Origin of the sequence: Treponema sp. Marseille-Q3903, from assembly GCF_014334335.1 — a bacterium.
Classification (GTDB): Bacteria; Spirochaetota; Spirochaetia; order Treponematales; family Treponemataceae; genus Treponema_D.
Window position 1 is genome coordinate 2,154,499 of sequence record NZ_JACSEU010000001.1, and the last position, 21,805, is coordinate 2,176,303.

At 33.9% G+C, this 21,805-nt stretch carries 23 protein-coding genes, 3 tRNA genes and 1 pseudogene; 19 read left to right on the forward strand and 8 right to left on the reverse strand.

All coding sequences use genetic code 11. From position 1 onward, the window contains the following. Positions 1-2: 2 nt before the first annotated feature. The 3 genes from H9I37_RS09750 to H9I37_RS09760 form a co-directional block, all read right to left on the reverse strand. Positions 3-1,937, reverse strand: a complete 1,935-nt coding sequence (locus H9I37_RS09750) for an ABC-F family ATP-binding cassette domain-containing protein (RefSeq protein WP_187382433.1) — start codon at positions 1,935-1,937, stop codon at positions 3-5. A gap of 30 nt (positions 1,938-1,967) precedes the next feature. Further along, entirely contained in the window at positions 1,968-3,281 is a 1,314-nt protein-coding gene (locus H9I37_RS09755; RefSeq protein ID WP_187382434.1) for an SH3 domain-containing protein, read from the reverse strand. Between the two features lie 93 nt (positions 3,282-3,374). Next, a complete protein-coding gene (locus H9I37_RS09760) occupies positions 3,375-3,971 on the reverse strand; it encodes a DUF308 domain-containing protein (RefSeq protein ID WP_187382435.1) in 597 nt (198 codons plus the stop codon). A 133-nt stretch (positions 3,972-4,104) separates the two neighbouring features. On the opposite strand from H9I37_RS09760, the gene H9I37_RS09765 reads away from it, so the two are divergent. From H9I37_RS09765 to H9I37_RS09775, 3 genes are all read left to right on the forward strand, one after another. Then, positions 4,105-4,190 (forward strand) — tRNA-Ser (locus tag H9I37_RS09765). A gap of 8 nt (positions 4,191-4,198) precedes the next feature. Next, a tRNA-Ser gene (locus H9I37_RS09770) sits at positions 4,199-4,284 on the forward strand. A gap of 48 nt (positions 4,285-4,332) precedes the next feature. Continuing rightward, positions 4,333-4,407, forward strand: a tRNA-Arg gene (locus H9I37_RS09775). A 38-nt stretch (positions 4,408-4,445) separates the two neighbouring features. Here H9I37_RS09775 and H9I37_RS09780 read toward each other — a convergent pair. Beyond that, positions 4,446-4,721 (reverse strand): hypothetical protein, encoded by a 276-nt coding sequence (locus H9I37_RS09780; protein WP_187382436.1) that lies wholly within the window; start codon positions 4,719-4,721, stop codon positions 4,446-4,448. 53 nt (positions 4,722-4,774) lie between these two features. On the opposite strand from H9I37_RS09780, the gene H9I37_RS09785 reads away from it, so the two are divergent. Both H9I37_RS09785 and H9I37_RS11675 read left to right on the forward strand, forming a co-directional pair. After that, positions 4,775-5,299 (forward strand): hypothetical protein, encoded by a 525-nt coding sequence (locus H9I37_RS09785; RefSeq protein ID WP_187382437.1) that lies wholly within the window; start codon positions 4,775-4,777, stop codon positions 5,297-5,299. Between the two features lie 96 nt (positions 5,300-5,395). Continuing rightward, positions 5,396-5,899 (forward strand): annotated as a pseudogene (locus H9I37_RS11675) (tyrosine-type recombinase/integrase); the annotation flags it as partial. Here the strand turns inward: H9I37_RS11675 and H9I37_RS09790 are convergent. Beyond that, the gene (locus H9I37_RS09790; RefSeq protein WP_187382438.1) at positions 5,866-6,561 is read right to left on the reverse strand and encodes a DNA primase family protein; all 696 of its coding nucleotides are present in this window, start codon (positions 6,559-6,561) and stop codon (positions 5,866-5,868) included. The pseudogene H9I37_RS11675 and the gene H9I37_RS09790 sit on opposite strands and share 34 nt — an antisense overlap. A 99-nt stretch (positions 6,562-6,660) precedes the next feature. Further along, positions 6,661-6,813: an IS3 family transposase gene (locus H9I37_RS09795; RefSeq protein WP_187382439.1), complete on the reverse strand. Its 153-nt coding sequence runs from the start codon at positions 6,811-6,813 to the stop codon at positions 6,661-6,663. Positions 6,814-6,980: 167 nt separating this feature from the next. Between H9I37_RS09795 and H9I37_RS09800 the strand changes: the two genes are divergently transcribed. The 9 genes from H9I37_RS09800 to H9I37_RS09840 all read left to right on the forward strand — a co-directional run bounded on the left by H9I37_RS09800 (position 6,981) and on the right by H9I37_RS09840 (position 16,195). Then, positions 6,981-7,868 (forward strand): NAD-dependent epimerase/dehydratase family protein, encoded by an 888-nt coding sequence (locus H9I37_RS09800; protein WP_187382440.1) that lies wholly within the window; start codon positions 6,981-6,983, stop codon positions 7,866-7,868. After that, positions 7,868-8,992: a glycosyltransferase family 4 protein gene (locus H9I37_RS09805; protein ID WP_187382441.1), complete on the forward strand. Its 1,125-nt coding sequence runs from the start codon at positions 7,868-7,870 to the stop codon at positions 8,990-8,992. The genes H9I37_RS09800 and H9I37_RS09805 overlap by 1 nt, the downstream gene beginning before the upstream one ends. 582 nt (positions 8,993-9,574) lie before the next feature. Further along, complete coding sequence (locus H9I37_RS09810) at positions 9,575-10,492, forward strand: WaaS/CpsH family glycosyltransferase (protein ID WP_187382442.1); 918 nt, start codon at positions 9,575-9,577, stop codon at positions 10,490-10,492. A 1-nt stretch (position 10,493) separates the two neighbouring features. Beyond that, a complete protein-coding gene (locus tag H9I37_RS09815) occupies positions 10,494-11,609 on the forward strand; it encodes an EpsG family protein (RefSeq protein WP_187382443.1) in 1,116 nt (371 codons plus the stop codon). Positions 11,610-11,633: 24 nt separating this feature from the next. Continuing rightward, a complete protein-coding gene (locus tag H9I37_RS09820; protein ID WP_187382444.1) occupies positions 11,634-13,088 on the forward strand; it encodes a lipopolysaccharide biosynthesis protein in 1,455 nt (484 codons plus the stop codon). 21 nt (positions 13,089-13,109) lie between these two features. Continuing rightward, positions 13,110-13,460, forward strand: coding sequence for an LbetaH domain-containing protein (locus tag H9I37_RS09825; RefSeq protein WP_187382445.1), 351 nt, complete (start codon positions 13,110-13,112; stop codon positions 13,458-13,460). Continuing rightward, positions 13,447-13,788, forward strand: a complete 342-nt coding sequence (locus H9I37_RS09830; protein WP_187382446.1) for an LbetaH domain-containing protein — start codon at positions 13,447-13,449, stop codon at positions 13,786-13,788. The genes H9I37_RS09825 and H9I37_RS09830 overlap by 14 nt, the downstream gene beginning before the upstream one ends. 1 nt (position 13,789) lies before the next feature. After that, a complete protein-coding gene (locus tag H9I37_RS09835) occupies positions 13,790-15,001 on the forward strand; it encodes a glycosyltransferase family protein (RefSeq protein WP_187382447.1) in 1,212 nt (403 codons plus the stop codon). Between the two features lie 24 nt (positions 15,002-15,025). Continuing rightward, positions 15,026-16,195 carry a glycosyltransferase family protein gene (locus H9I37_RS09840; RefSeq protein WP_187382448.1) on the forward strand — a complete coding sequence of 390 codons (1,170 nt, stop codon included), beginning with the start codon at positions 15,026-15,028 and terminating at the stop codon, positions 16,193-16,195. Positions 16,196-16,674: 479 nt separating this feature from the next. Here H9I37_RS09840 and H9I37_RS09845 read toward each other — a convergent pair whose 3' ends face one another. Further along, positions 16,675-17,544: an IS3 family transposase gene (locus H9I37_RS09845; protein WP_187382449.1), complete on the reverse strand. Its 870-nt coding sequence runs from the start codon at positions 17,542-17,544 to the stop codon at positions 16,675-16,677. A 27-nt stretch (positions 17,545-17,571) separates the two neighbouring features. Further along, the gene (locus H9I37_RS09850) at positions 17,572-17,847 is read right to left on the reverse strand and encodes a transposase (RefSeq protein ID WP_187382450.1); all 276 of its coding nucleotides are present in this window, start codon (positions 17,845-17,847) and stop codon (positions 17,572-17,574) included. Between the two features lie 571 nt (positions 17,848-18,418). Here H9I37_RS09850 and H9I37_RS09855 point away from each other — a divergent pair. The 5 genes from H9I37_RS09855 to H9I37_RS09875 all read left to right on the forward strand — a co-directional run bounded on the left by H9I37_RS09855 (position 18,419) and on the right by H9I37_RS09875 (position 21,800). Beyond that, positions 18,419-18,616 (forward strand): hypothetical protein, encoded by a 198-nt coding sequence (locus tag H9I37_RS09855; RefSeq protein ID WP_187382451.1) that lies wholly within the window; start codon positions 18,419-18,421, stop codon positions 18,614-18,616. 39 nt (positions 18,617-18,655) lie between these two features. Beyond that, a complete protein-coding gene (locus tag H9I37_RS09860) occupies positions 18,656-18,877 on the forward strand; it encodes an acyltransferase (RefSeq protein ID WP_187382452.1) in 222 nt (73 codons plus the stop codon). A gap of 4 nt (positions 18,878-18,881) precedes the next feature. Continuing rightward, a complete protein-coding gene (locus tag H9I37_RS09865; protein ID WP_187382453.1) occupies positions 18,882-19,934 on the forward strand; it encodes an XRE family transcriptional regulator in 1,053 nt (350 codons plus the stop codon). 174 nt (positions 19,935-20,108) lie between these two features. Then, positions 20,109-21,236 (forward strand): DegT/DnrJ/EryC1/StrS family aminotransferase, encoded by a 1,128-nt coding sequence (locus H9I37_RS09870; RefSeq protein WP_187382454.1) that lies wholly within the window; start codon positions 20,109-20,111, stop codon positions 21,234-21,236. 15 nt (positions 21,237-21,251) lie between these two features. After that, entirely contained in the window at positions 21,252-21,800 is a 549-nt protein-coding gene (locus H9I37_RS09875) for a GNAT family N-acetyltransferase (protein WP_187382455.1), read from the forward strand. Positions 21,801-21,805 lie beyond the last annotated feature (5 nt).

A 21,805-nucleotide genomic window follows, 5' to 3' on the forward strand; every position in this document is an offset into this window, starting at 1 on the left:
TTCTACTCCAGTTTCTCTGAGGCTTCTTCCCAAACTGCTGTCAATTCTTCTATTTTTGAGGACAGCTCCGATATTTTATGCTGAACAGCTTTTGCCTTTTCGTTGTTGCTGTAGACTTCCGGTTCAGCCAATTTTGCTTCAAGTTCCGCTCTTTGCTCTTCTAAGCTATCTATTTCTTTTTCAAGTTTTTCAATTTCACGTTCGATTTTACGTCTTTCCGAATCCCGTTTTTTCTGTTCTTCCCATGAAAGCTTTGTGTGCGATTTTGGAGAGTCTGTCGCTATTGTGGACTTTTTTGCGGCTGATACTGAATCATTTTGCCCTGAACATTCTTGTTTTGCAATCTGTTCCTGATAAAATTCATAATTGCCCGGAAATGTTTTAAACTCGCCCGGCTTTAATTCAAGAACATGCGTAGCAAGCTGCTCGATAAAACCTCTATCATGGCTGACAAAAACAACTGTGCCACCAAAATCACGAAGGGCATTTAAAAGGACATCTTTTGAATGAATATCGAGGTGGTTTGTCGGCTCATCTAAAACAAGAAGGTTCACAGGGCTCAAAAGAAGCTGGAGAAGTGCGATTCTCGATTTTTCGCCTCCGCTCAACATGTCGAGCGACTTGTAGACATCATCGCCTCGGAACAAAAAAGCACCGAGCATATCGCGGATTTTTGGAATCAAGTCTAAAGGAGCGCGAGATTCAATATATTGGAGTATATTTTCATTGCCTCGAATTGTCTCTGCACTATCTTGACTAAAATAACCAATCTGAACACCGGCGCCCGGAATAATTTCACCGGAAAAGTTTTTGTCTTCGCCGGCAATTATCCTGAGCAATGTCGATTTTCCAACTCCGTTTCTTCCGACAACAACAAGACGCTGCCCATTTTCCAATGTCAGTTCAAGATTATCTATGACATTTTTATTTCCATCGTATGATTTACAAATATCTTTCATGCGCAGAACAAGGCGCCCGCTGTGAGGAGCCGGTGGAAAATTGAAATGGATTTTTTTTAGCGATTCTGGGATTTCAATCCTCACCATTTTATCAAGTCGTTTTTGATATTCCTGAGCTTGAGCTGCCTTTGTCGCTTTATATCCAAAGCGAGTGATAAAATCTTCGAGTTTGCTGATTTCTTGCTGTTGCTGTTCGTATTCTGCGATCAAAGTTTTTAGTTCAACTTCACGGACTTTTTCATAATGTGAAAAATTACCAGGATAACGTTTTAACTCGCCGTTGAACAATTCGTAAACTTCGTTGATTGTCACATCGAGAAAATATCTGTCGTGGCTGACAAGCAAAAATCCGCCTTTGTAATTTTGAAGAAATTGTTCAAGCCAACTGCGCGCTTCAATATCAAGATAGTTTGTCGGTTCATCAAGAAGGAGAATATCGGGATTCTGCATAAGAACTTTTGCAAGGGCGATGCGCATCTGCCATCCGCCGGAAAACTCTTCTGTTTTGCGATTAAAATCTGAGCGAGAAAACCCAAGCCCTAACAGAACAGACTCAGCTGCCGCCTCACGACGATACCATCCGCTGTCTTCGAGAGCTTGAATCAACTCAGACTGCTGAAAGACAAGCGCATCAGTATTGCCATTTCCTTTTGCAAGTTCTTCACCTATTTTATCAATCCGATGTTGCATTTCATAACCGAATACAAATGCTTTATCAGCTTCTTCTTTAAGGGTACATCCGGTATGCATAAGACCGTTTTGAGGCAGATAAGCGATTCTCGAATCTTTTTGAACGGCACGATTACCGCTGTCGGGTTTAATCAATCCCGCAAGAATTTTAATAAAAGTAGACTTTCCGGCTCCATTTGCACCAGTAAGGGCGGCCTTTGAACCGGATTGAAGATTGATAGTAACGTTTTTTAGGATGTCTCTATCACCGAATGCGAAAGAAAGTTGCGAAAACTGAACAAATGCCATAAAAACCCTGTAAAATGTAAATTCTGATGCTTAATTTTTCTTAAAATAGATGACAATAGGACTCGAGCCGCGCTCTTTCACCTGATTTCCTTTGAATACGGCTGATGATGTATCTTCAAGCCTGAGAGCTCCGTCTTCAATTTTATACAAAAAGTTTACTTCTTTTTGCATTCCGTCAAATTTAAGAGTGAGGACGCCGTCAAAAGAAGATGAAAGGCTCTTTGAAAGAGAATATTTTACACTTGCAGAGCCGCTGTTTTTTGTGCCACCCGCAATGATAAAAGGAACGAGAAGTTTAAATCCTGTCCATTTGAATGAACCATCATCATTGAACGTAAGTTTACCGTAACTTGAACTTACAAACTCAGGACCGTGCATAAAAATCTTGTGATAAGATTGTGAGCGACGTTCTTTCTCCTCAGCTATAATATCGTTGATATTTTCACCGATTGGGACGAAGTTCAAATCCTGAGGTTTTCCGCTATCATCTGTATAACGTATAATTATAAAATTTTGATTTTTGTAAATGATTTTTACAGGAACATCGTTAAGAGAATATTCATTTTCTCCTGTTTTTAAATAACCGTTGAAGTCCCAAACTTGATGAACTTTGCTCGTGTTGAGATTTATTTTTTTGTTAATGACATCAATCTGAAATTTGTAAGAAAGATGGAACAATGAAAGATCTATTATTTTAGTATCTATCATGCTCCTAAAATAATCAGGATACCATATCTGACTACAGATTACGTCCCAGCTATCATCTACGCTTTCTTCCTCTGTAATCTGATTGCTGCCGATTCGCTCGCCTTTTTCATCAGTTTCATATAGATTTAGGTTATATGAAAAACACCAGCCTGAAGTCCCGTCATCTGTAAGAATTTTGTACCAGTCGCCTTTAAGAGCCTCATTTCCAACCATAGGAGCTTGCCCTTTGCCTTTGTACAAAATTTTTATTATTTCACCTTTGCGAAGACGGTAAACTTGTTTTGCAGTATTTACAGCTTCTGCACGGCAAGGAAGACCGTCGAGTTTGACAGACGCATAAGTGTGCGCATTCTCCGAATATTTATTTAAGACAGCTTTGACCTTTCTTTTTTTTACAGGTTCAGTTAGCCGCCACAAAGGGACTTCAACTTTTTCTCCGTCATGATTTCCGATAACATAAACATGGGAAATATTCGATTTGATGTAAACAGGGACAATGTCTCCGCTCTGAATATTTTGTTCAGGAATATTCCATAAAACAACAGAATATCCCATCACTCTTTCAGAACAGCTTGTAATAAAAAATACAGTAATTAAAGAAAATAAAAGCGATAAAAATTTTAGATTTCGTTTCATAACAGTAAAAAATCAGTCAATAAGTTACTGGCAGTATTTGGAACCGATCCTTTTTGACTTACTGACTGATTTTACCTGAAAACAACTTATCTTTCAATCAGTCGGATTCAAATCGCTTTTTTCACCTTTTGACACTTTTTCAACATCGTTGCTTTTGAAAGAAAAGATGTCGTACAAAGCAAGAGCAATTCCCGCAATAATATTAATAATTCCTATAATCCTTATAATCGCCTGACCTAGAGTTTTTGGAGAGAGGATGATGAGAATTACGGCAGAACCAATAAGGGCAAGGTTTTCGAGATAATATTTTTTACGGTCGATTCCTGAATCTTTAAGAAGAGAAGCGGCGTAAAAACCTGCAATTGCAGCGAGAAAAAGATAAATGATAAGAAGCCAGAAAACCGCCGTCCATGCTGAAAATCCAAATGCAAGTGGAAAAATCACTGCCATCAACCCGACAATGATACTGACAATGCTCTTTACGAGGATTATAGTTTTATAAAAACTTGAACCGTCAAAATCGCTTCCATCGAGGATATTTCTTGTAAAGCGAATCATGTATACGCCATACGCACATGAAGCAAGCCCGAACATCCATACGACAAGCCTAACCCAAAATACAGGAAAAACTACAATAAGAATACCAATAACAGCAAGAAAAATTCCTGCATACAAATACCATCGTTTCATTATCTTCTCCCATAACTTTAAAGTATATGATATATATAATATAACTGTCCCCATACATAAATTCAAGTTTTTAAAATATTTTTCTTTTTATATTGACACAAACAGTTAAAGAATATATTCTAGTATTCACTATGGAGCGATACCAAAGCGGTCGTACTGGGGCGGTCTTGAAAACCGTTGATCTTCACGGGTCCGGGGGTTCGAATCCCTCTCGCTCCGTTTCTGCTGGAGGTGTGGTAGAGCGGTAATACAACGGATTGCTAATCCGTCGGTTCCCCAAAGGGCCGGGCAGGTTCAACTCCTGTCGCCTCCGAGAACTTCTGCCACGCTACACATCAATAGTTGAAGTTTAGTTTAATAAGAGATTGTAGCTCAGTTGGATTAGAGCACCACCCTGCGGAGGTGGGGGTCGCACGTTCGAATCGTGTCAGTCTCAAAGAGAAAGCTCGTCTGTGGATGAGCTTTTTTTTATGTCTAAATCATTGGGTTATTAGGATTTAAGGCATTTGGTACATAGATTTCAGTGCTCCCTACCATTTTGGAACGGGCACTAAAAACCACATAAAAGACGATTTCAGTAAAAACTTCAGAAATCAGTTCAGAAAGGTCAGCCTTTTGTGGTTCTACATAATTACGATGCAGGAGTTTTTTATTTGCCCTTTTTATCTCTACTAGAATAGTTCCGGTTATTACAATGCGGTTTTCGTTGACCCAATCAGCGGAAAGAAAGGCACAGACAAAAGCACCCACACAAAAGACAAAATTTAGGCAACAGTCATTGCAACTGTCTTTGTTGAACGTGGATGCCCAGAGCTAGAGGAAACTCCAGAGATTTTACACAAGACGTATCTTCAACAAGATTAAACCTTAAAGACATTTGCGAACGCGTGAATCAGACAGAAGCTCTGGAACTCATTAACATGCTTACTGCAAAATACAACCTTCTAATTCCATCTGCAGCAAATCCAGAAATTAAATCGCAAATCACCACTCCCACAAAAGCAGAAGAACCGGCACAAAAGAAGCGTATTGTTGTTGTTAGGAAAAAGCCTGCTGAAATTACAGAACCTGTTCTTTCCCCAGCTCCTGTTTCAAAAACAAAAACAGAGGGCATCCCGCTTTCAGACTTCCTGCTCAACTTCTGGGATTTTGAAAAATCAGAATTTATCAAACGCTATATAGCACACGGCCATAACATGACAAAACGCCATACAGACAATATGCTCAGCCTTGTTAGAAATTACTGGCAGGCATATTTTGGTGATGAAATAACAGTACAGGAACTGGACCGCGCAACCTTGGACGATTTTTTTTACCTGAACACATAAAAGGGGCTGAAAGGCGGCACTGTAAACAAAGCTATAAACTGCGAAAGCCGTGCTTTAAGATACCTCTTTGAAAACAAAAAGATTGACTCAAATCCAATGGCTGGAATCGAGCGCTTTAATCCAGAAGAAGCAGAACGCGGTATTCCAACAGAATCTGAAGTACGACAACTTCTTAATGCAGACTGGTCAAACGAAGCATACTTCCTTGCGTTTAAGCTTGGTGCATTCTGCGGTTTACGTGCCGGAGAAATCAGCGGACTTCGTGTCTGTGACCTGGATCTGGATGCAGACCTCATACATGTACGCCATAGTTGGAATGATACAGACGGTTTGAAATGCCCTAAAAATTCGGATGTTCGAGACTTGCCAATCGACCATCGAACATTAATGCAGCTTACAAGCCTTGCAAAAGAAAATCCAAATTATAGCGATTTAAGCTATGTATTCTTCTCACCTGTAAAACCCGAACAGCCATACTGGCCGTCATATTACGTTGACGGACTTTACGAAGCCCTTGAAAAAATCGGCATAAGTGAAGAACAGCGCAAAGAAAGAAAAATCGTATTTCACAGTTTACGACATTTCTGTGCAACAGTTCTCAGCCAGAAAACAGACTTAAAAACCGTACAGGCAGTAATGGGACACAGAACCGAATCCACAAAAGTTCCAACCACATCCATATCCATACGGTATTCATTATTAGCCTCGCGAACAGCTTTAGGCTCCTCTCCAAGACCTTCCTTTCTCCACATCGCATAGCCCTGAATCAGCCAGTTCAAAATTCCTGAGTTTTCAGCAATTAGTTTTTCAGTAAGCTTTTTATCTCTTTGTTCCGGCGGAATAGTCACAGTAAATGGAATCATTTTGATACGCCGCCAGATACCGTTATCAGCACCACGGATTTTCGGCTTATGGTTAGTCGCCATAAAAATCTTGAACGTCGGCTTAAAGCTGAAATACTCACCATAAAGAAATCTTGCCGTCAAATCATCTTCACCGGTAACTGTCTTTATCAGACTTTCGCTCATCTGCTTTCCCAGTTCAATCTCGCTGGTAGTAACAAGCCGAGCACCTTTTAATCGTGCAAGGTCATTGCTCTGTTCAGAGTTCTTTTTCATAAATGTCTCAATCATTGTGCTGCAGGCGTAGTCACCAAATAGATATTGAAGCACATTCAGGAATGTAGATTTACCATTTGCACCAGTTCCCCACAGAATAAAAAGACACTGCTCACTAACATCACCGCTAAGAGCATAGCCCATAGCTTTTTGAAAAAGTCAATTTTCGTATAGTTTAAAAACACCCTGAATTTAAGCAGCTGTACAAGCAACTGCTGATTTTTCCCTGTAAACTGTTGGTGGTCAGCCGCCTGGATTTACAGTTAAAATTCTTTTTCTGTTGCAATATGTCATCACGTATCTGAAGATGATTTTCTTTACCTGTTCCAGCGTCAGTTTTGCTGTATTGATTCTGTACAGCTTTTCTTTTTTCAGCGTCGCAAAGAACGATTCCATTCGTGCGTTGCCAGGAAGCTCACCCCTGATTTGCAGCTTTCGGGCAAAGGATGCTAGAAGAGCTGTATTCAGAATTACAACTTAAATAATTCAAAATTTGAACAACTTGTACGTTTCCATTTTATGCTATATAATAGAAATACTATATAAAATTAGGAAGAATGTGTGTGAAAAAGGTTCTTATTACTGGTGCTAATTCTTATATCGGAACAAGTTTTGAAAAATATGCATCCGAAAAATATAAAGATGAACTCGCTGTTGAAACCATAGATATGATTGATGGCAGCTGGAGACAGAAGTTTTTTTCTGCTTATGATGTTGTTTTTCATGTAGCCGGACTTGCTCATGCGGATGTTGGAAATGTTTCTGAAGAAGTAAAAGCAAAATACTATAAAATAAATACAGACCTTGCTATTGAAACATGTAAAAAAGCAAAAAAGGATGGTGTTAAGCAGTTTGTTTTTATGTCTTCAGCAATTATCTATGGTGAATCTGCACCTTACGGAAAAACAAAACTCATAACAAAAGATACAGAACCTGCTCCTGCAAATTTTTATGGTGATAGTAAGTGGCAGGCAGATAAGGGAGTTCGAGAACTCGCATCTGATAGATTTGCTGTAACAGTTTTACGTCCACCAATGATTTATGGAAAAGAAAGTAAAGGAAATTACCCTGTTCTTTCTAAAATGGCAAAAAAACTGCCGATATTCCCAAACGTACATAATGAGCGTTCTATGTTATACATAGAAAATCTTTGTGAATTTCTATGTCAGGTTATGATTTTGGGAAAAGATGGTGTTTTTTTGCCACAGAATGCAGAGTACAGTAGCACCAGTGAAATTGTAAAAATAATAGCTAATGTACGAGGACATAAAATTATTGTAAGTAGAGCCTTTAGCTGGATTATTTCAATTACTTCACATATTCCTGGAAAAATAAGAAACCTTACAAATAAAGCATTTGGAAATTTGTCCTATGATTTAGAAATGAGTAAATATGACTTTAATTACCAACTTGTAAGCATTGAAGAATCCATAAAAAGGACGGAATCATAATGAAAAAGGCTCTAATGCTTGCATCGGTTGCATCAATGATAGATCAATTTAATATCCCGAATATTAAGCTTCTTCAGGAGCTTGGCTATAATGTTGATGTTGTTGCAGATTATACTAATCCTGGAAATATTTCTAAGGAACGCTCGGAAGATTTAAAGCATCGACTTAATGGAATGGGTGCAAAGTCAATTGATATTCCAGTACCTCGTTCTATAAATCCTTTTGTTGTAGGTAAAGCTTACAAGCTTGTAAAGAAATTAATTACTACAGAGCATTACGATTTAATTCATTGTCATAGCCCGATTGGTGGTGCTATAACTCGAATAGCTGCAAAAAAAGAAAGAAAAAATGGAACTAAAGTTATTTATACTGCACATGGATTCCATTTTTATTCAGGAGCACCTCTCAAAAATTGGCTTGTTTACTATCCTATAGAAAAAGTTTTAAGTAAATATACAGATATTCTTATTACTATCAATAAAGAAGATTACAAAAGAGCAACTGATAAGTTTAGGGCGAAAAAAACGGTATATGTACCAGGTATCGGAGTTAATACAGAGAAATTTGAGACTACATATAATGGAAAGAAAGTACGAGAAGAACTTGGGATTTCCAATTCTGATACAATGCTTCTTTCTGTCGGTGAGTTAAATGGTAATAAAAATCATGAAATTGTTATAAAAGCTTTGGCAAAACTTCTGGAAAAGCCATATTACGTTATTGTTGGTAAAGGAATAAAAGAAACTTATCTTAAAAAATTAATAAAAGAACTTGGCTTAGAAAAGTATGTAATTTTAGCTGGCTTTCATGAAAATGTTCCAGATTTTTATGATGCAGCAGACGCATATGTTTTTCCTTCTTTTAGGGAAGGATTATCTGTTGCTCTTATGGAAGCAATGGCAAGCGGCTTGCCTGTAGCATGCAGTAAGATTAGAGGAAATACAGACCTCATTGATGAAAACGGCGGTTTCTTTTTTGAACCTGGAAATGTCGATTCAGTTTCAGAAAGTTTGGAAAAGATATTAAAGGCTGATAAAAAAGCAATGGGAAATTATAATCTTGAAAAGATTAAAAACTTTGACTTGTCAGTTGTAAGTAATGCAATGAATGAAATATATTGGTGAGGGGGACATAACTAAAGAAAATTGTCAGCAGAGCATTAAAAAGAGGTGAACTTGGTATACCAATAAACGCTAAAGTAATACTTTCTTTTGGAGACCTATCTGTAAGAAAAAATCATAAGTTTGTTATTAAAGATTTTAATGAGATAAATACACCTGATGTTTATTATATTATTGTGGGGAAAGGAATATTAAAAGAATAACTTGAGGAAATGATGCAACTAATAGATTAATATTACCAGGATGCAGAACTGATATTGCAGAGATTTTGCAGGCATCAGATTTATTTATTTTTCCAAGCATATAGGAAAGTTTACCAGTTGCCTTATTATGGGGGCAATGACCAGAGTGTTGCCTTATGCTTGCAGCAGAATACGAGGGAATTCTGATTTTATTGAAGATGTAATTTGGATGTTTACTTATAATTCAGAGAACAATGCAAAGAAATTAGTAGGGAGATATATTAAAATTAACGATTTGTTTGATATAAGCAGAAAAAATATAAATAAGATGAGAGATTTTAGTATTAGTACAGTAAATGAACAGATGAAAGCTATTTATAGACTAATGACTTAGGAGATTACCTTGAATAATAATGAAATTTGTATAATTCGAGCAAAATTAAAGAAGGATTACGTTTATGATGCCATATCTCATTATGGCTATTGTATTCACACCCCATACAGGGGAAATAGATTGTTCTTTCGTATTATTAGAGAAATCTGGTTCAGAGCAAATTTACCTGGAAAGAGTATTTGGTTTAAATACAAAAAAGCAGATATGCCATTTAAGTTTATAATTCTTTTTGATCCTCTTATAAGACAAGATTATATTGAATGGGTACATAAGAAATATCCAGAAAGTAAAATGGTTCTTTCTTATGAAAACCGTGCTGACAAGACTATAAACCCAGAAACAGTTCCTTTATATGTTGAAAAATGGTCATATGACAAAGATGATTGCAACAGATACGGAATGAAATGGAGTGGACCATTATTCTTTATGGAATATAAAAGAAAAAGGAGTCAAACCCCTAAATATGATGTTCTTTATGTTGGAAGAGATAAAGGGCGAGCGGAAAAACTTTTAGAATTAGAAAAAGAATTTAATAAACAAGGTCTTAAAACATGCTTTCATATTTGTGCAGACAGACAGTATTTACGTTTTAAGAAGAGATTCTATAAACCTGTCTTAGATTATGATGATTACCTGGATTTACTTGTGGAATCTAAGGCTATTCTTAATATAATACCTGATGGACAAACAAGTGTAACACAAAGAGAAATGGAAGCCGCTTTTGATGGAATAAAATGCATAACAAATAATAAAGGAATAAAACAATTTTCTTTATATGATAAGAGTATATTTTTTATACTAGGTGAAGATAGCATTAGTAATTTAGCAAAATTTATTAATTCAGAAATAAAAATTTTTGATAACGAATCTTTAGCAAAATATGATTTTACTCAAATAATAAAACAATTTATAAAAGGTGTTTGCTAAAATGGCAGTATTATTCTTAATCATATTATTTCTAACAGCCCTTTTATTCCCAAAATCTAAATTTGTTTATATAACAATGCTTATTTATATGTGGATTGTATTTTCTTTTAATATTGGTGCCCCAGATCGAAATATGTATGAATGGATTTACAATGAAAATATTGCCAGTGCATTTGAACCTGTTTTTACATTTTTAATGTTTATATCTAGAACGTTTAATTTTGGGTATGTAGGGTTTCGCATGCTTGTGGCTGCAATATATTTATTATTTTTACATTTAACATATAAAAATGTTGAACAGTATAAGACTATGGCATTATCAATTTACATGATTTCACCTTTTCCTTGGCAAGTCTCAGGAATTAGAGCTGCATTAGCTTGTACTATCGTTATGTATGCTATTTCTTTTTTGGTAATAAATCCTAAAGAAAACAGACTTAAATTTTTGTTTTTTTTAATAATGGGAACTCTTGTACATTATTCTTCTATACTTTTCATTATTTTATTATTTCCGAAGAAGAGGTCTTCAACAACAAGAATTATAATATTTACTATTATCGCAATTTTGGTGACATTTTTATTCTTAAACTCAACAATTTTATTCACAATAGTATCTATGGTAACAGATAGAGAAAAAATTATAGTATGGCTAAAAGGTGGTAAAAATATTGAAGGATTTCCTAATTGGAAAGGTTTTACAGCCGAATTAATTTTATTGATTGGAAATTTATATTTTACAAAAAGAGCTAAAGATATTATTGCCAGATATGATATTAATGGAGCAAAGACAATAATTGCTAAATATATATTTGACATAAATATAATTTCAATTTTATTTATACCTTTTCTAAGGATCAATGATACTTATACAAGATTACTTTTGATAATGCATGGAATCAATATTTTTTCATATACAATGGCAGCTTTTGCTTTACAAGAAAAAAAACTTCAAAATATCGAAAGGAAACAGCCTTTTGTTTCTAAACCAAGAGTTGTATTTAATAAATTCGCATTAATTATACCGCTTTGGTCATATTTTATTGCAATTTACCAAAATCTTCCTTTTAGGGGGACTTCAATGTCAGTGCTTGAATTTTTAAATAAAGTACAGTTTTGATAAATTTAAAAGGTTAATACAACAATGGATAAACAAACTTTTGCATCAAGTGCAATTTGGAAAATAGCTGAGGCTTTTTCAACAAAAGGTATTTCTCTTATAGTTTCAATTGTTTTGGCAAGAATGCTTCTTCCAGAGGATTATGGAATTGTGACATTAACAGCTGTTTTTATTAGTTTGTCTACAATTCTTGTACAGAGTGGTTTAAGCACAGCATTAATACGAAAAGAAAAGGTAGATGATATTGATTATAATAATGGATTTTTAATGGGATTTGCTATAGCCATTATATGCTATGTTTTGTTCTTTTTTATATCTATTCCTATTTCTAACTTTTATAAAGAACCTTTACTTATTCCTGTTTTAAGAATTCAGATGATTTCCCTATTTTTTGTTGCATTTGGAAATATACAAACAGTTATTATTACACGGGAATTTAGGTTTCGAGAACTATGTATTGCAAACATCATCGCAAATACTATTAGTGGAATAACAGGTTTATTTTTAGCTTATAAAGGATTTGGAGTATGGGCACTTGTAATTTATTCTTTACTTCGTGATTGCATTTCAAATCTTGTAATTTTTATAAAAATAAAATGGCTGCTAGGTCTTAAATTTGATTTTTCGAGGTTACCAAGCCTGTTGAATTTTAGTTTTTGGGTCTTAAATGCTACTTTAATTGATTTCATAGGTAATAATTATTCAAATACATTAATGGGGAAAAAATATTCTTTATCTGAATTAGGTTTATATGGTAAAGGAAATCAAATTCCAGAGATGATATGTTTATATACTTTTGGAGCTATCAGTAGTGTTCTGTTACCTACTTTGTCACAATATCAAAATGATACTGAAAAACTTAAATATGTCTGTAAAAGATTGGTTGAAATGACAAGTTTTATTATTTTTCCAATGATGTTTGGGTTAGGACTTGTTGCATCAAAATTAGTTCCATTTTTGTTTACAGAAAAATGGATTGCAAGCGTACCAATTTTCATTTTTGCCTGTGTTTATTATGGAGTAAATCCGTTAAGATCAATAAACATGCAACTAATTTATGCATTAGGCAAGTCTAAAAAAGGATTACTTATTGAAACTATACGTGCAGTTTTACTCATTCTTGGAGTAACAATGTGTATTTTTGTATTCAAAACCAGCATTTATGGTATTTCTTGTATAGCAGCGCTTGTTGCATTAATAAATGCAGTGATTACACAATATTTTGCTAAGAAATATATTGGATATGGCTATTTAGAATGGATTAAAGACATGCTTTCGTCTTTTTTGTTATGCATGGGTATGTCAATTGTTGTTTTTGCTACAGGATTCCTACCAATTAACAAATATTTCCTTATGTTCATACAAATAATTACCGGTATGCTTTCATATATACTTTTATCATTTATTACAAGAAATCGAAATTATTATGAAGTTAAAAATATTATAACTGACAAGATATTTCATAGAAAATCAACATAATTGTTGAAAGGAGTATTATATATGCGAACGTTGCAAATATTAAAGACATTATGGGACTGTAGAAAAGAAATCCTTTTAGATTTTAAAATTAAAATAGATTTGATAGCATTCCAAAAAGAATGGAGAAAAAATAATCCAAACAATTCCACTGTTGCAGGATGTAAATTTAATTCTGATAAAGTTGAAATAGGAGAATACACATACGGAACTTTAAACATACATTGCTGGGATAATCCTGCAGAGCATTTAAAGATTGGTAATTTCTGTTCTATCGCAGAAAATGTTCATTTCCTTTTAGGAGGAATGCATCCTACAGGTAAAATTACTACCTATCCGTATAGGGGGGGGGGTAATGAATATGCCATCAATTGAACCGACACATACGAAAGGTCAAATTATTATTGAAGATGATGTTTGGCTATGTTATGGAGTTACAATTCTTTCTGGAGTTACAATAGGAAAAGGAAGTATAATAGCTGCAAAAAGTATTGTTGCAAAAGATATTCCACCGTATTCAATTGTAATTAATGGAGATGTAAAAAAACGAAGATTTTCAGATGAAGTAATACAAAAATTACAAAATATAGATCTTCGAAAAATAAAGAAAAAAAAAGAATTGCAGGAAATATCTTTTATACTTGATACAGATATAACTGAAACAAATATAGATACAATAATTTATAAAATTCAACAGGAATAATATGGCTAATATACTGTTTATTTATCCAAGAAAGATGGTAACTGCTGAAGATATGTACAATATCTTTACATCAGAAGATGCTATAAAATATGGAATGAAAGCTCGTTTTGTAAAAACTTGGGAAGTGAATAATGAGTTGCTTGCTTGGGCAAATGTACTTATTTTTGTTCGAAACCTTGATTTATTGGCACAATGGATTCTGGTAAAAGCATGTAAAAAGGGTTTATTTATTATTCAATTTTTTGATGATGATCTTTTAGGTCTACCTCGTTCTTCTGTTAATAGAGTCCAATTTCTTTCATGGAGAAAAAAAGCAGTAAAAGAAGGTTTTAATTGTACAGATTTAATTTTATCGTCAAATAATCTGCTCGCAGAAAAATATTCAAAAATGATTCCATCTGGTAGATTTGTGAATATTGATACTGTAGTAAATCCTAAGAAAATGATTCCATTAGCCAAAAGAGAACAACACTATACTGAAAAGGAAGTTAGACTCGTATTTGCAGCAGGTGCTAATCATGAAAAAGTTTTTGAAAAATTAATAACACCTATTCTCCCAAAATTAACAAAGGAATGCGGTAAAAAAATCTCATTTACATTTTTTGGTGTACATCCAGAAGTAACAGATTCGCTAGCTGAAATAAATATAGAATACATTGGTGCTATGCCTTTATTACAATATAGAAAAAGAATACAAGAAGGTTATTATGATATTGGAGTTGCACCTCTAGAACATAATGATTTTACTCAATATAAATATTTTAACAAATTTATTGAATACACCATAGCAGGTTGTGTTGGCATATACAGCAAAGTACCACCCTATACATTAGTTATAAATGATAAAGAAAATGGTTTTTTTGCAGAAAACACTTCAAAAAGTTGGTATGCAGCACTAAAACTGGCGATTGAGGATGAACTGTTAAGAAGAGAATGTTATAAAAACGCATATACTCAAATAATAACTCATATGAATGCTAATTCAATATTTTCAAAATTTTATCATGATATACCTGAACTTACTTCTGTAAATCAAAATAAGATAAAAATAAAAATAACTGGTACAAAACTGAAGTTTATGTTTGTCAGATTTTTGGAGTGTATATACCTTGTTTTAGAATATATTAGATTAACAGGTATAAAAGGTGCTGTTAATAAAATTATTAGTTATCAAAAAGATATGAAAAATGCCAGGAAAGAAAATCTTGGTTAACAATTTCTTTATAAGGAATAGAATATGAGTAAATTATTATTTATATATGAACGCGACATGCCTACCGTTAGTATAACAAGAGATGTATTTACGCATTTAAAAAATTATCCTCAGATTTCATCAGATTTTATATATTTATCCGATGTAAAGAAAACAGATATCGATGTACATGATGTAATCATATTTATAAGACCAGACAATGCTTATAGTTGGAAAATTGCAGGAAAAGCGAGACTCTCTGGTCACGTAACTGTGACATTTTGTGATGATGATCTTTTGAATCTACCTAAAACTAATCCTGCCATACCATGGAGAAAAAAAGGTTTATTAAAGGCTTTGGCAAATTCTGATGTTATCTGGTCTTCAAGTAAATATATTCTTGAAAAGTATTGTAATCTTACAGCAGGAAAAAGAACTGCGATAACAGATACAATTATTCAGCCAGAAGAAATAGAGGGAATTACAACACATAAAAATGAAAAAATCAAAATAGTTTATGCCGCAGCACCAAGCCATGCAGAATTATTTGAAAAATACATTACACCCATTGTTCCAAAACTTTCCAAAGAGTTTGGCAATAAAATATCCTTTACGTTTATAAGCGTACATCCAAAGGTAGAAGGGATTGATTGTGAATATCTTCCGGGAATGCCACTTTTAGAATACCGAAAATATATGGCAGAGCATAGGTTTGATATAGGTTTAGCACCTTTGCCAGAAACAGAATTTTCAAAATGTAAATATTTCAATAAATTTCTTGAATATACAACACAAGGGGTATTAGGTATTTATTCAAAAACAGAGCCTTATACATATGTTGTAAAGAATGAAGGAAACGGATTATTGGCAGAGAATAATCCGGAGAGTTGGTACAATGCGTTTTATAAAGCAATAAATGATGCACAATTAAGAGAGCAATGTGTTAATAATGCAATCCAATACATAAAAGATAATCATTCTGAAAGAGCGTGTATTGAAAGAATATGTCAAGGATTACCTGAATTTTTAGAAGGCAATAAAGAATATTCAAAATGTAAGATATTTGGAATAAATAAATACTTATATTATTTAACAAGACCCTTTGACTGGTTTTATTTGTTGATTTTTTATTTGAAAAACACAGGATTAAAAGCTGTTATAAAACGTATAAAGGTCCATTTTGTTGAGATAAAAGCATATGCAAGAAGAAAATAATAATACCAACCTAGTACATACTATTTAGGAATTTAAAGTTATTGAGAAAAACGGAATAATTTGGATAGATAACTTAAAGTTATTTGTGTGCTATGGAGTTCTTTTAGGACATTGTTATTCACTTTTCATTGGGCAAAACTTATATGGAAAAAAACATATATCATCAACATTGAGTGCAATTTTAAAAGTATTAAATTTTATTTATAACAGAGATATGTGGGTTATAGTATTTCGCATGATATCTGGTTATTTTATTTCATCAAAAAAATTTTCAAATTTTAGCAAATTATTAAAATCTATCTTTTAAAGGTACATAAGATTCGTTGGATCTTTAATTCTATTGGCATTTTTTATTGTAATTTTAAATAATACTATAGGTTTTGAAATACGAAGTACTCTGCTCGCTAATAATTGGGTTTGATTACCTATGACTGTAAATGAAAAAGTCAATTTTCGTACAGTTTAAAAACACCCTAAATTTAAGCAGCTGTACAAGCAACTGCTGATTTTTCGCTGTAAACAGTTGGTGGCCAGCCGCCTGGATTTACAGTTGAAATTCTTTTTCTGTTGTAATAAATCATCACGTATCTGAAGATGATTTTCTTTACCTGTTTTACCGTCAGTTTTGCTGTATTGATTCTGTACAACTTTTCTTTTTTCAGTGTTGCGAAGAACGATTCCATTCTTGCATTGTCATAGCACTTGCCGACGTCGCTCATGCTCTGAACTGCATGATGTTTTCCAATCATAAGTTTATATGCATCACTTGTGTACCGGCTTCCGGCATCACTGTGGACAAGAACTCCTGAACATGGATTTCTGAGCTTGAATGCAGCTTCTACAGCCGAAATGCATAGTTCTTTTTTCATGTTTGTGTCCATTGCAAGACTTATTATTTCGCCTCCGAAACAGTCAAAGACCTGTGCAATATAAAGCTTTCCGTCCTTGCACTGAACCTGACTGATATCCGTCAGCCATTTTTCATTCGGTGCTTTAGCCGTAAAGTTCCGTTTAAGAAGATTCTGAGGACGCATAGACTTTTTATCTGCCTTTGTAAGACCGTCAGGATTTCTTCTGTTTGGCTTCAGAAGATTACCTTTCCTCATAGCCCGTCTTACAGAGCTTAATGAGGTCATTATTCCTCGCTGAGTCAGTGCTATAAGAATTCTGTCAGCTCCGTAGTTATCGTTGTCAGGCTCCTCGTCCAAAATCCTGTGGATTTCAGCAAGCAGCGGTTGCCACTTTTTGGGACGCCCGCCGTTGTTCAGCCATTTGTAATAACCGCGTTCATTAACCGAAAGAGCCCTGCACATCCTGTTCACATGAAATTTCGTCCTGTGATCGATCATAAATAAACCGGCAGATACTCCGTACGCTTACCTCTTCCGGTCGTTTACGAAAAAACGGAAGGCCTCCTTGAGAATTTCATTGGTTTCATGCAGCTCTGCATTCTCTTTCATCAGTTTTTTTTCGCGTTCTGTAAGAGGTTCATCGCCGGTTTCTTTTGGTTTTGAAATTCTCTCACGGTTATAACTCTTGCGCCAGTCGGCAAGAGTTCCATAGGCAATTCCAAGTTGCAAGCAGGCTTGTTTCAACCCGATTTCATCGGAAAGATTTATAGCCTGTTCCTTGAATTCTTTACCGTACTTCATATATGCCCTCTTTTGATTTTCGGGTATTTTCAGACTGTACTTTTATGATAACCTTTCAGAATAATAATAGGGGTATGTATTGTTTTGGTTGGTGGTGGACAAAATCCTGTATGTTCTTTGATTGGAATTACAAGTCACTTTATTGTAGATAGAAAGTGGTATGTTTTTTATTGGTTTATAATAATGTTTATAATGTTATCAAACGAAGATTTTACAGAATAAAAGATGGGAAAGAAATCAATTACAGTGGATACAAAGCATTCATTTTACGTTTATATTTTATTATACTGAAAAGTATAATTGTTAATTTTTTTCATTTTTTAATTCAAAAAATACTTTTTTTGTTCTATACTATTTGCTACTATCTTATGTATGTTAATAACATTTATCTTTGCAAAAAATCTTTTCTTTATGCTTTATGTTTGCTAAGAAAGGTATCAAAAGATTATCTACTGGAGGAAAAAGAATATGATAATATCTAGAATTCGAAACTTAATTGTTTTTATTCAGGATAAGATTAAAAAAAAGTTATTAGGCGATTATCAGTATTGAAAAAAAAAGGGGTTAAAAGTTGGAAGCAATACAAGCTGGAGTGGGAACAACTTTTGGTGCTGAACTTTTCCTTGTAACACTACACGACAATGTATTAATTTCATCAAATGTCTGTTTCCTAACGCATGATAGAAGTGTGCATACATTAAAATGTGGAGGGTATGACGAAGGAAAGGTTATCCAAAAATATGGAAAAATAGAAATTGATGATAATTGATTTATTGGTGCAAATTGTATAATTTTACCAAATGTTTATTTGGTAAAAATTTGTATTGTAGGCGCAGGAAGTGTTGTTACAAAAACATTTCCTGATAATTCAGTTATTGCGGGGATTCCGGCAAGAAAAATAAAGAATACAAAGGAATATTCACTAAAAGTACTGTCTGAACAGCCTAAAGGTTGGAATATGGAAAGATTAAAAAATGATTTTAGAAATTATTTAGAAGAAGTCTTAATTCCTCCCATGATAAGAGAATAAAATAATGGACACCGAAAAAGTAGGAAAAGCAATAGCCTATCTTCGCAAACGAGCCGGCTATACTCAGAAAGACCTGGCAGATAGAATTGGGGTTAGTGATAAAGCTGTGTCTAAATGGGAAAGAGGAATTGGTTTACCTGAAATAGGTTTCTTAAGAAAGCTGTCTATATTATTGGATACAAATACTGACAGTTTACTAGCCGGAGATGTTATTTATCATGATTCTACATGGTCTGGAATTATTGTGCTTGATGATAATCAATATGGAATAAATGCGGGAACAATAATTTATGATAAACCATTAATTAATTTTCTTTTAAGTTATTTCCTTCTTGTTGGTATTAAAGATATTACAATTGTCTGTTCTGATTATGAGAAAATTTATTTAGATACAACTTTATCTGATGGTCATGAATATGGAATTAACTTAACAACAATAGCAGGAACTTTAAATGAGGCATTAAAATCCAGAAAATGGACAGACAATATTATGATGGTTTATGACCGATGTCTTTTATATGGTGTTGATTTAACACGCTTTCTTCAAAAGGCAATGATTGATAAGAATCATTTTACAATGCTTGTCTTACCCAAAAAGCTGCATGATCAAAAAAATCATATTACTTTTGATCAAAATAAAAAGATTAATAATACAAATGAAGATGGTGCTATTAAGACACAATATGATTTTTCTGATATTCCAATTGTTTTTTTTCCAGGCAAAATATTAAGTGCAATGGCACAATCAGCAGACATTTCAAGTTTTATTTCTGAATATGCTGTAAGCAATGAGCTTTATGTAAGTATGCTGGATCGTGGTTTTGTTGAGATTGAAGTTGATGACTGGGATGCGTTACAAGATGCTTCTATGTTTTTAAGAATTGTACAGGATAAATGTGGAATGAATGTTTACTGTATAGAAGAAGTTGCCTGGAGAAGAGGTTTTATTTCTCTTAAGCAATTGAATGATTTTGCTGAAAAGTATTCTGGTACTGAATACGGAGATTATATTCTAAGCTTATATAATAGATTAAAAGATGTGCACTCAAATGAATAAAAAATTCTACGCTTCGTTTACTCTGTATGATATTTTTATTTAAAAAACACCATTTATTTAATAATATCCCAAATAATAAACAAAGTATGTAAACGAAAAGTCGTTTGTAAAATAACAATTTTACATATAAAATTAATCTGCAATAATTGTAATTGATATAATAAGGAGACCATAATGGCAATACAAGTTCTTAAACCAAAATTTCATGTAGAAGAATGTCTTGAAGGCATAAGAGAATGTCTGGAAAAAGGCTGGACAGGAATGGGCTTTAAGACCGTTGAAATGGAAGAAGAATGGAAAAAATACACAGGTCATAAATATGCTTATTACCTGAACTCTAATACTGTAGGACTTCATCTTGCAGTAAAAATTCTTAAAATGAACAACGGTTGGGCTAATGGAGATGAAATTATTTCTACACCTGTTACATTTGTTTCTACAAACCTTGCAATTGCATATGAGAATATGAAACCGGTTTTTGCAGATGTTGATGATTATCTTTGCATGGATCCTGTTGATATTGAAAAGAAGATAACATCAAAAACTCGAGCAGTAATTTTCGTAGGTTACGGCGGAAGAGTTGGACAGCTTGATAAAGTAATTGAAATATGTAAGAAACATAATCTTAAACTGATTCTTGATGCAGCTCATATGTCTGGAACAAAAGTTAATGGTGTTTGTCCTGGAACTTGGGATGGAATTGATGTTACTGTTTATTCTTTCCAGGCTGTCAAAAACCTTGCTACTGGTGACAGTGGTATGATTTGCTGGGCTGATGAAAAGTCTGCAGAAATGACAAGAATGCTTGCCTGGTGTGGAATTAACAAAGACACATATGCACGATCTAATAAAGGAACTTATGCATGGAAGTACGATGTAGATTACATTGGCTATAAATACAATGGGAATGCAATTATGGCGGCCATTGCTTTAACTCAGCTTAAGTATCTTGATGAAGAAAATGCACGCCGTCGCCAGATTGTAAAAATGTATGATGAGGGATTTAAAAATAATCCAAAAATAAAGATTGTTCCTGCTCCTCATGCTGATGAATGCAGTTATCATCTTTACGAATTGATTGTTCCAAATCGTGAAGATCTTTTGAATAAACTTTCTGATGATGGAATTAACTGTGGTGTTCACTATCGTGATAATACAGAATACAGTGTATTTGCATTTGGTGATGGTCAGGCACCTAAAGCTCGTGAAGTTAGCCAGCACTTGATTACAATGCCATTACATATGTGGCTTACAGATGATGATGTTAAGACAATCATCGAAAAAGTTAATCAGTATGTTTAATTGGCAGGATGCTTTATGGTTTATGATGGTGTTTTAGAAGGTAAATATGTCGATTTACGTTCTTGTACAGAAGATGATGCAGAATTTACAAGAGAAATCAGAAAAGACCCTGAATTTGTAAAATTTTTGCCAGCAATTGACAATACCCTGGAACAACAAAAAAACTGGATAAGACATCAAAGGGAAAAAGAAGGCGATTACTTCTTTGTTGTTTGGGATAAAGAAGGAAATCGTATTGGTACAATAAGTATCTATGATGTGAATGGGCAACATGCAGAGAGCGGAAGGCTTGCTATTAAAAGCAAGAATCCATTCCAGGCTCTTGAGGCTCAAATTCTTTCATTCCGTTTTGCATTTGGTGTTCTTGGACTTGAATGCATAGATGGTTTTATTTTTGCAGATAATGACAGGGCTATCAGATTTAATCAACAATTTGGAGGAAGACACTACCCTCCTGCTGCTGATGAAGAAGGCCGTGAAATAATCAGAATAGAAAACTGGCGAGAAGATTTTGAAGCAGTTGATAAAAAACTAAGTTCAATTCTTTATCGTAAAAGGAAATAAGGAGA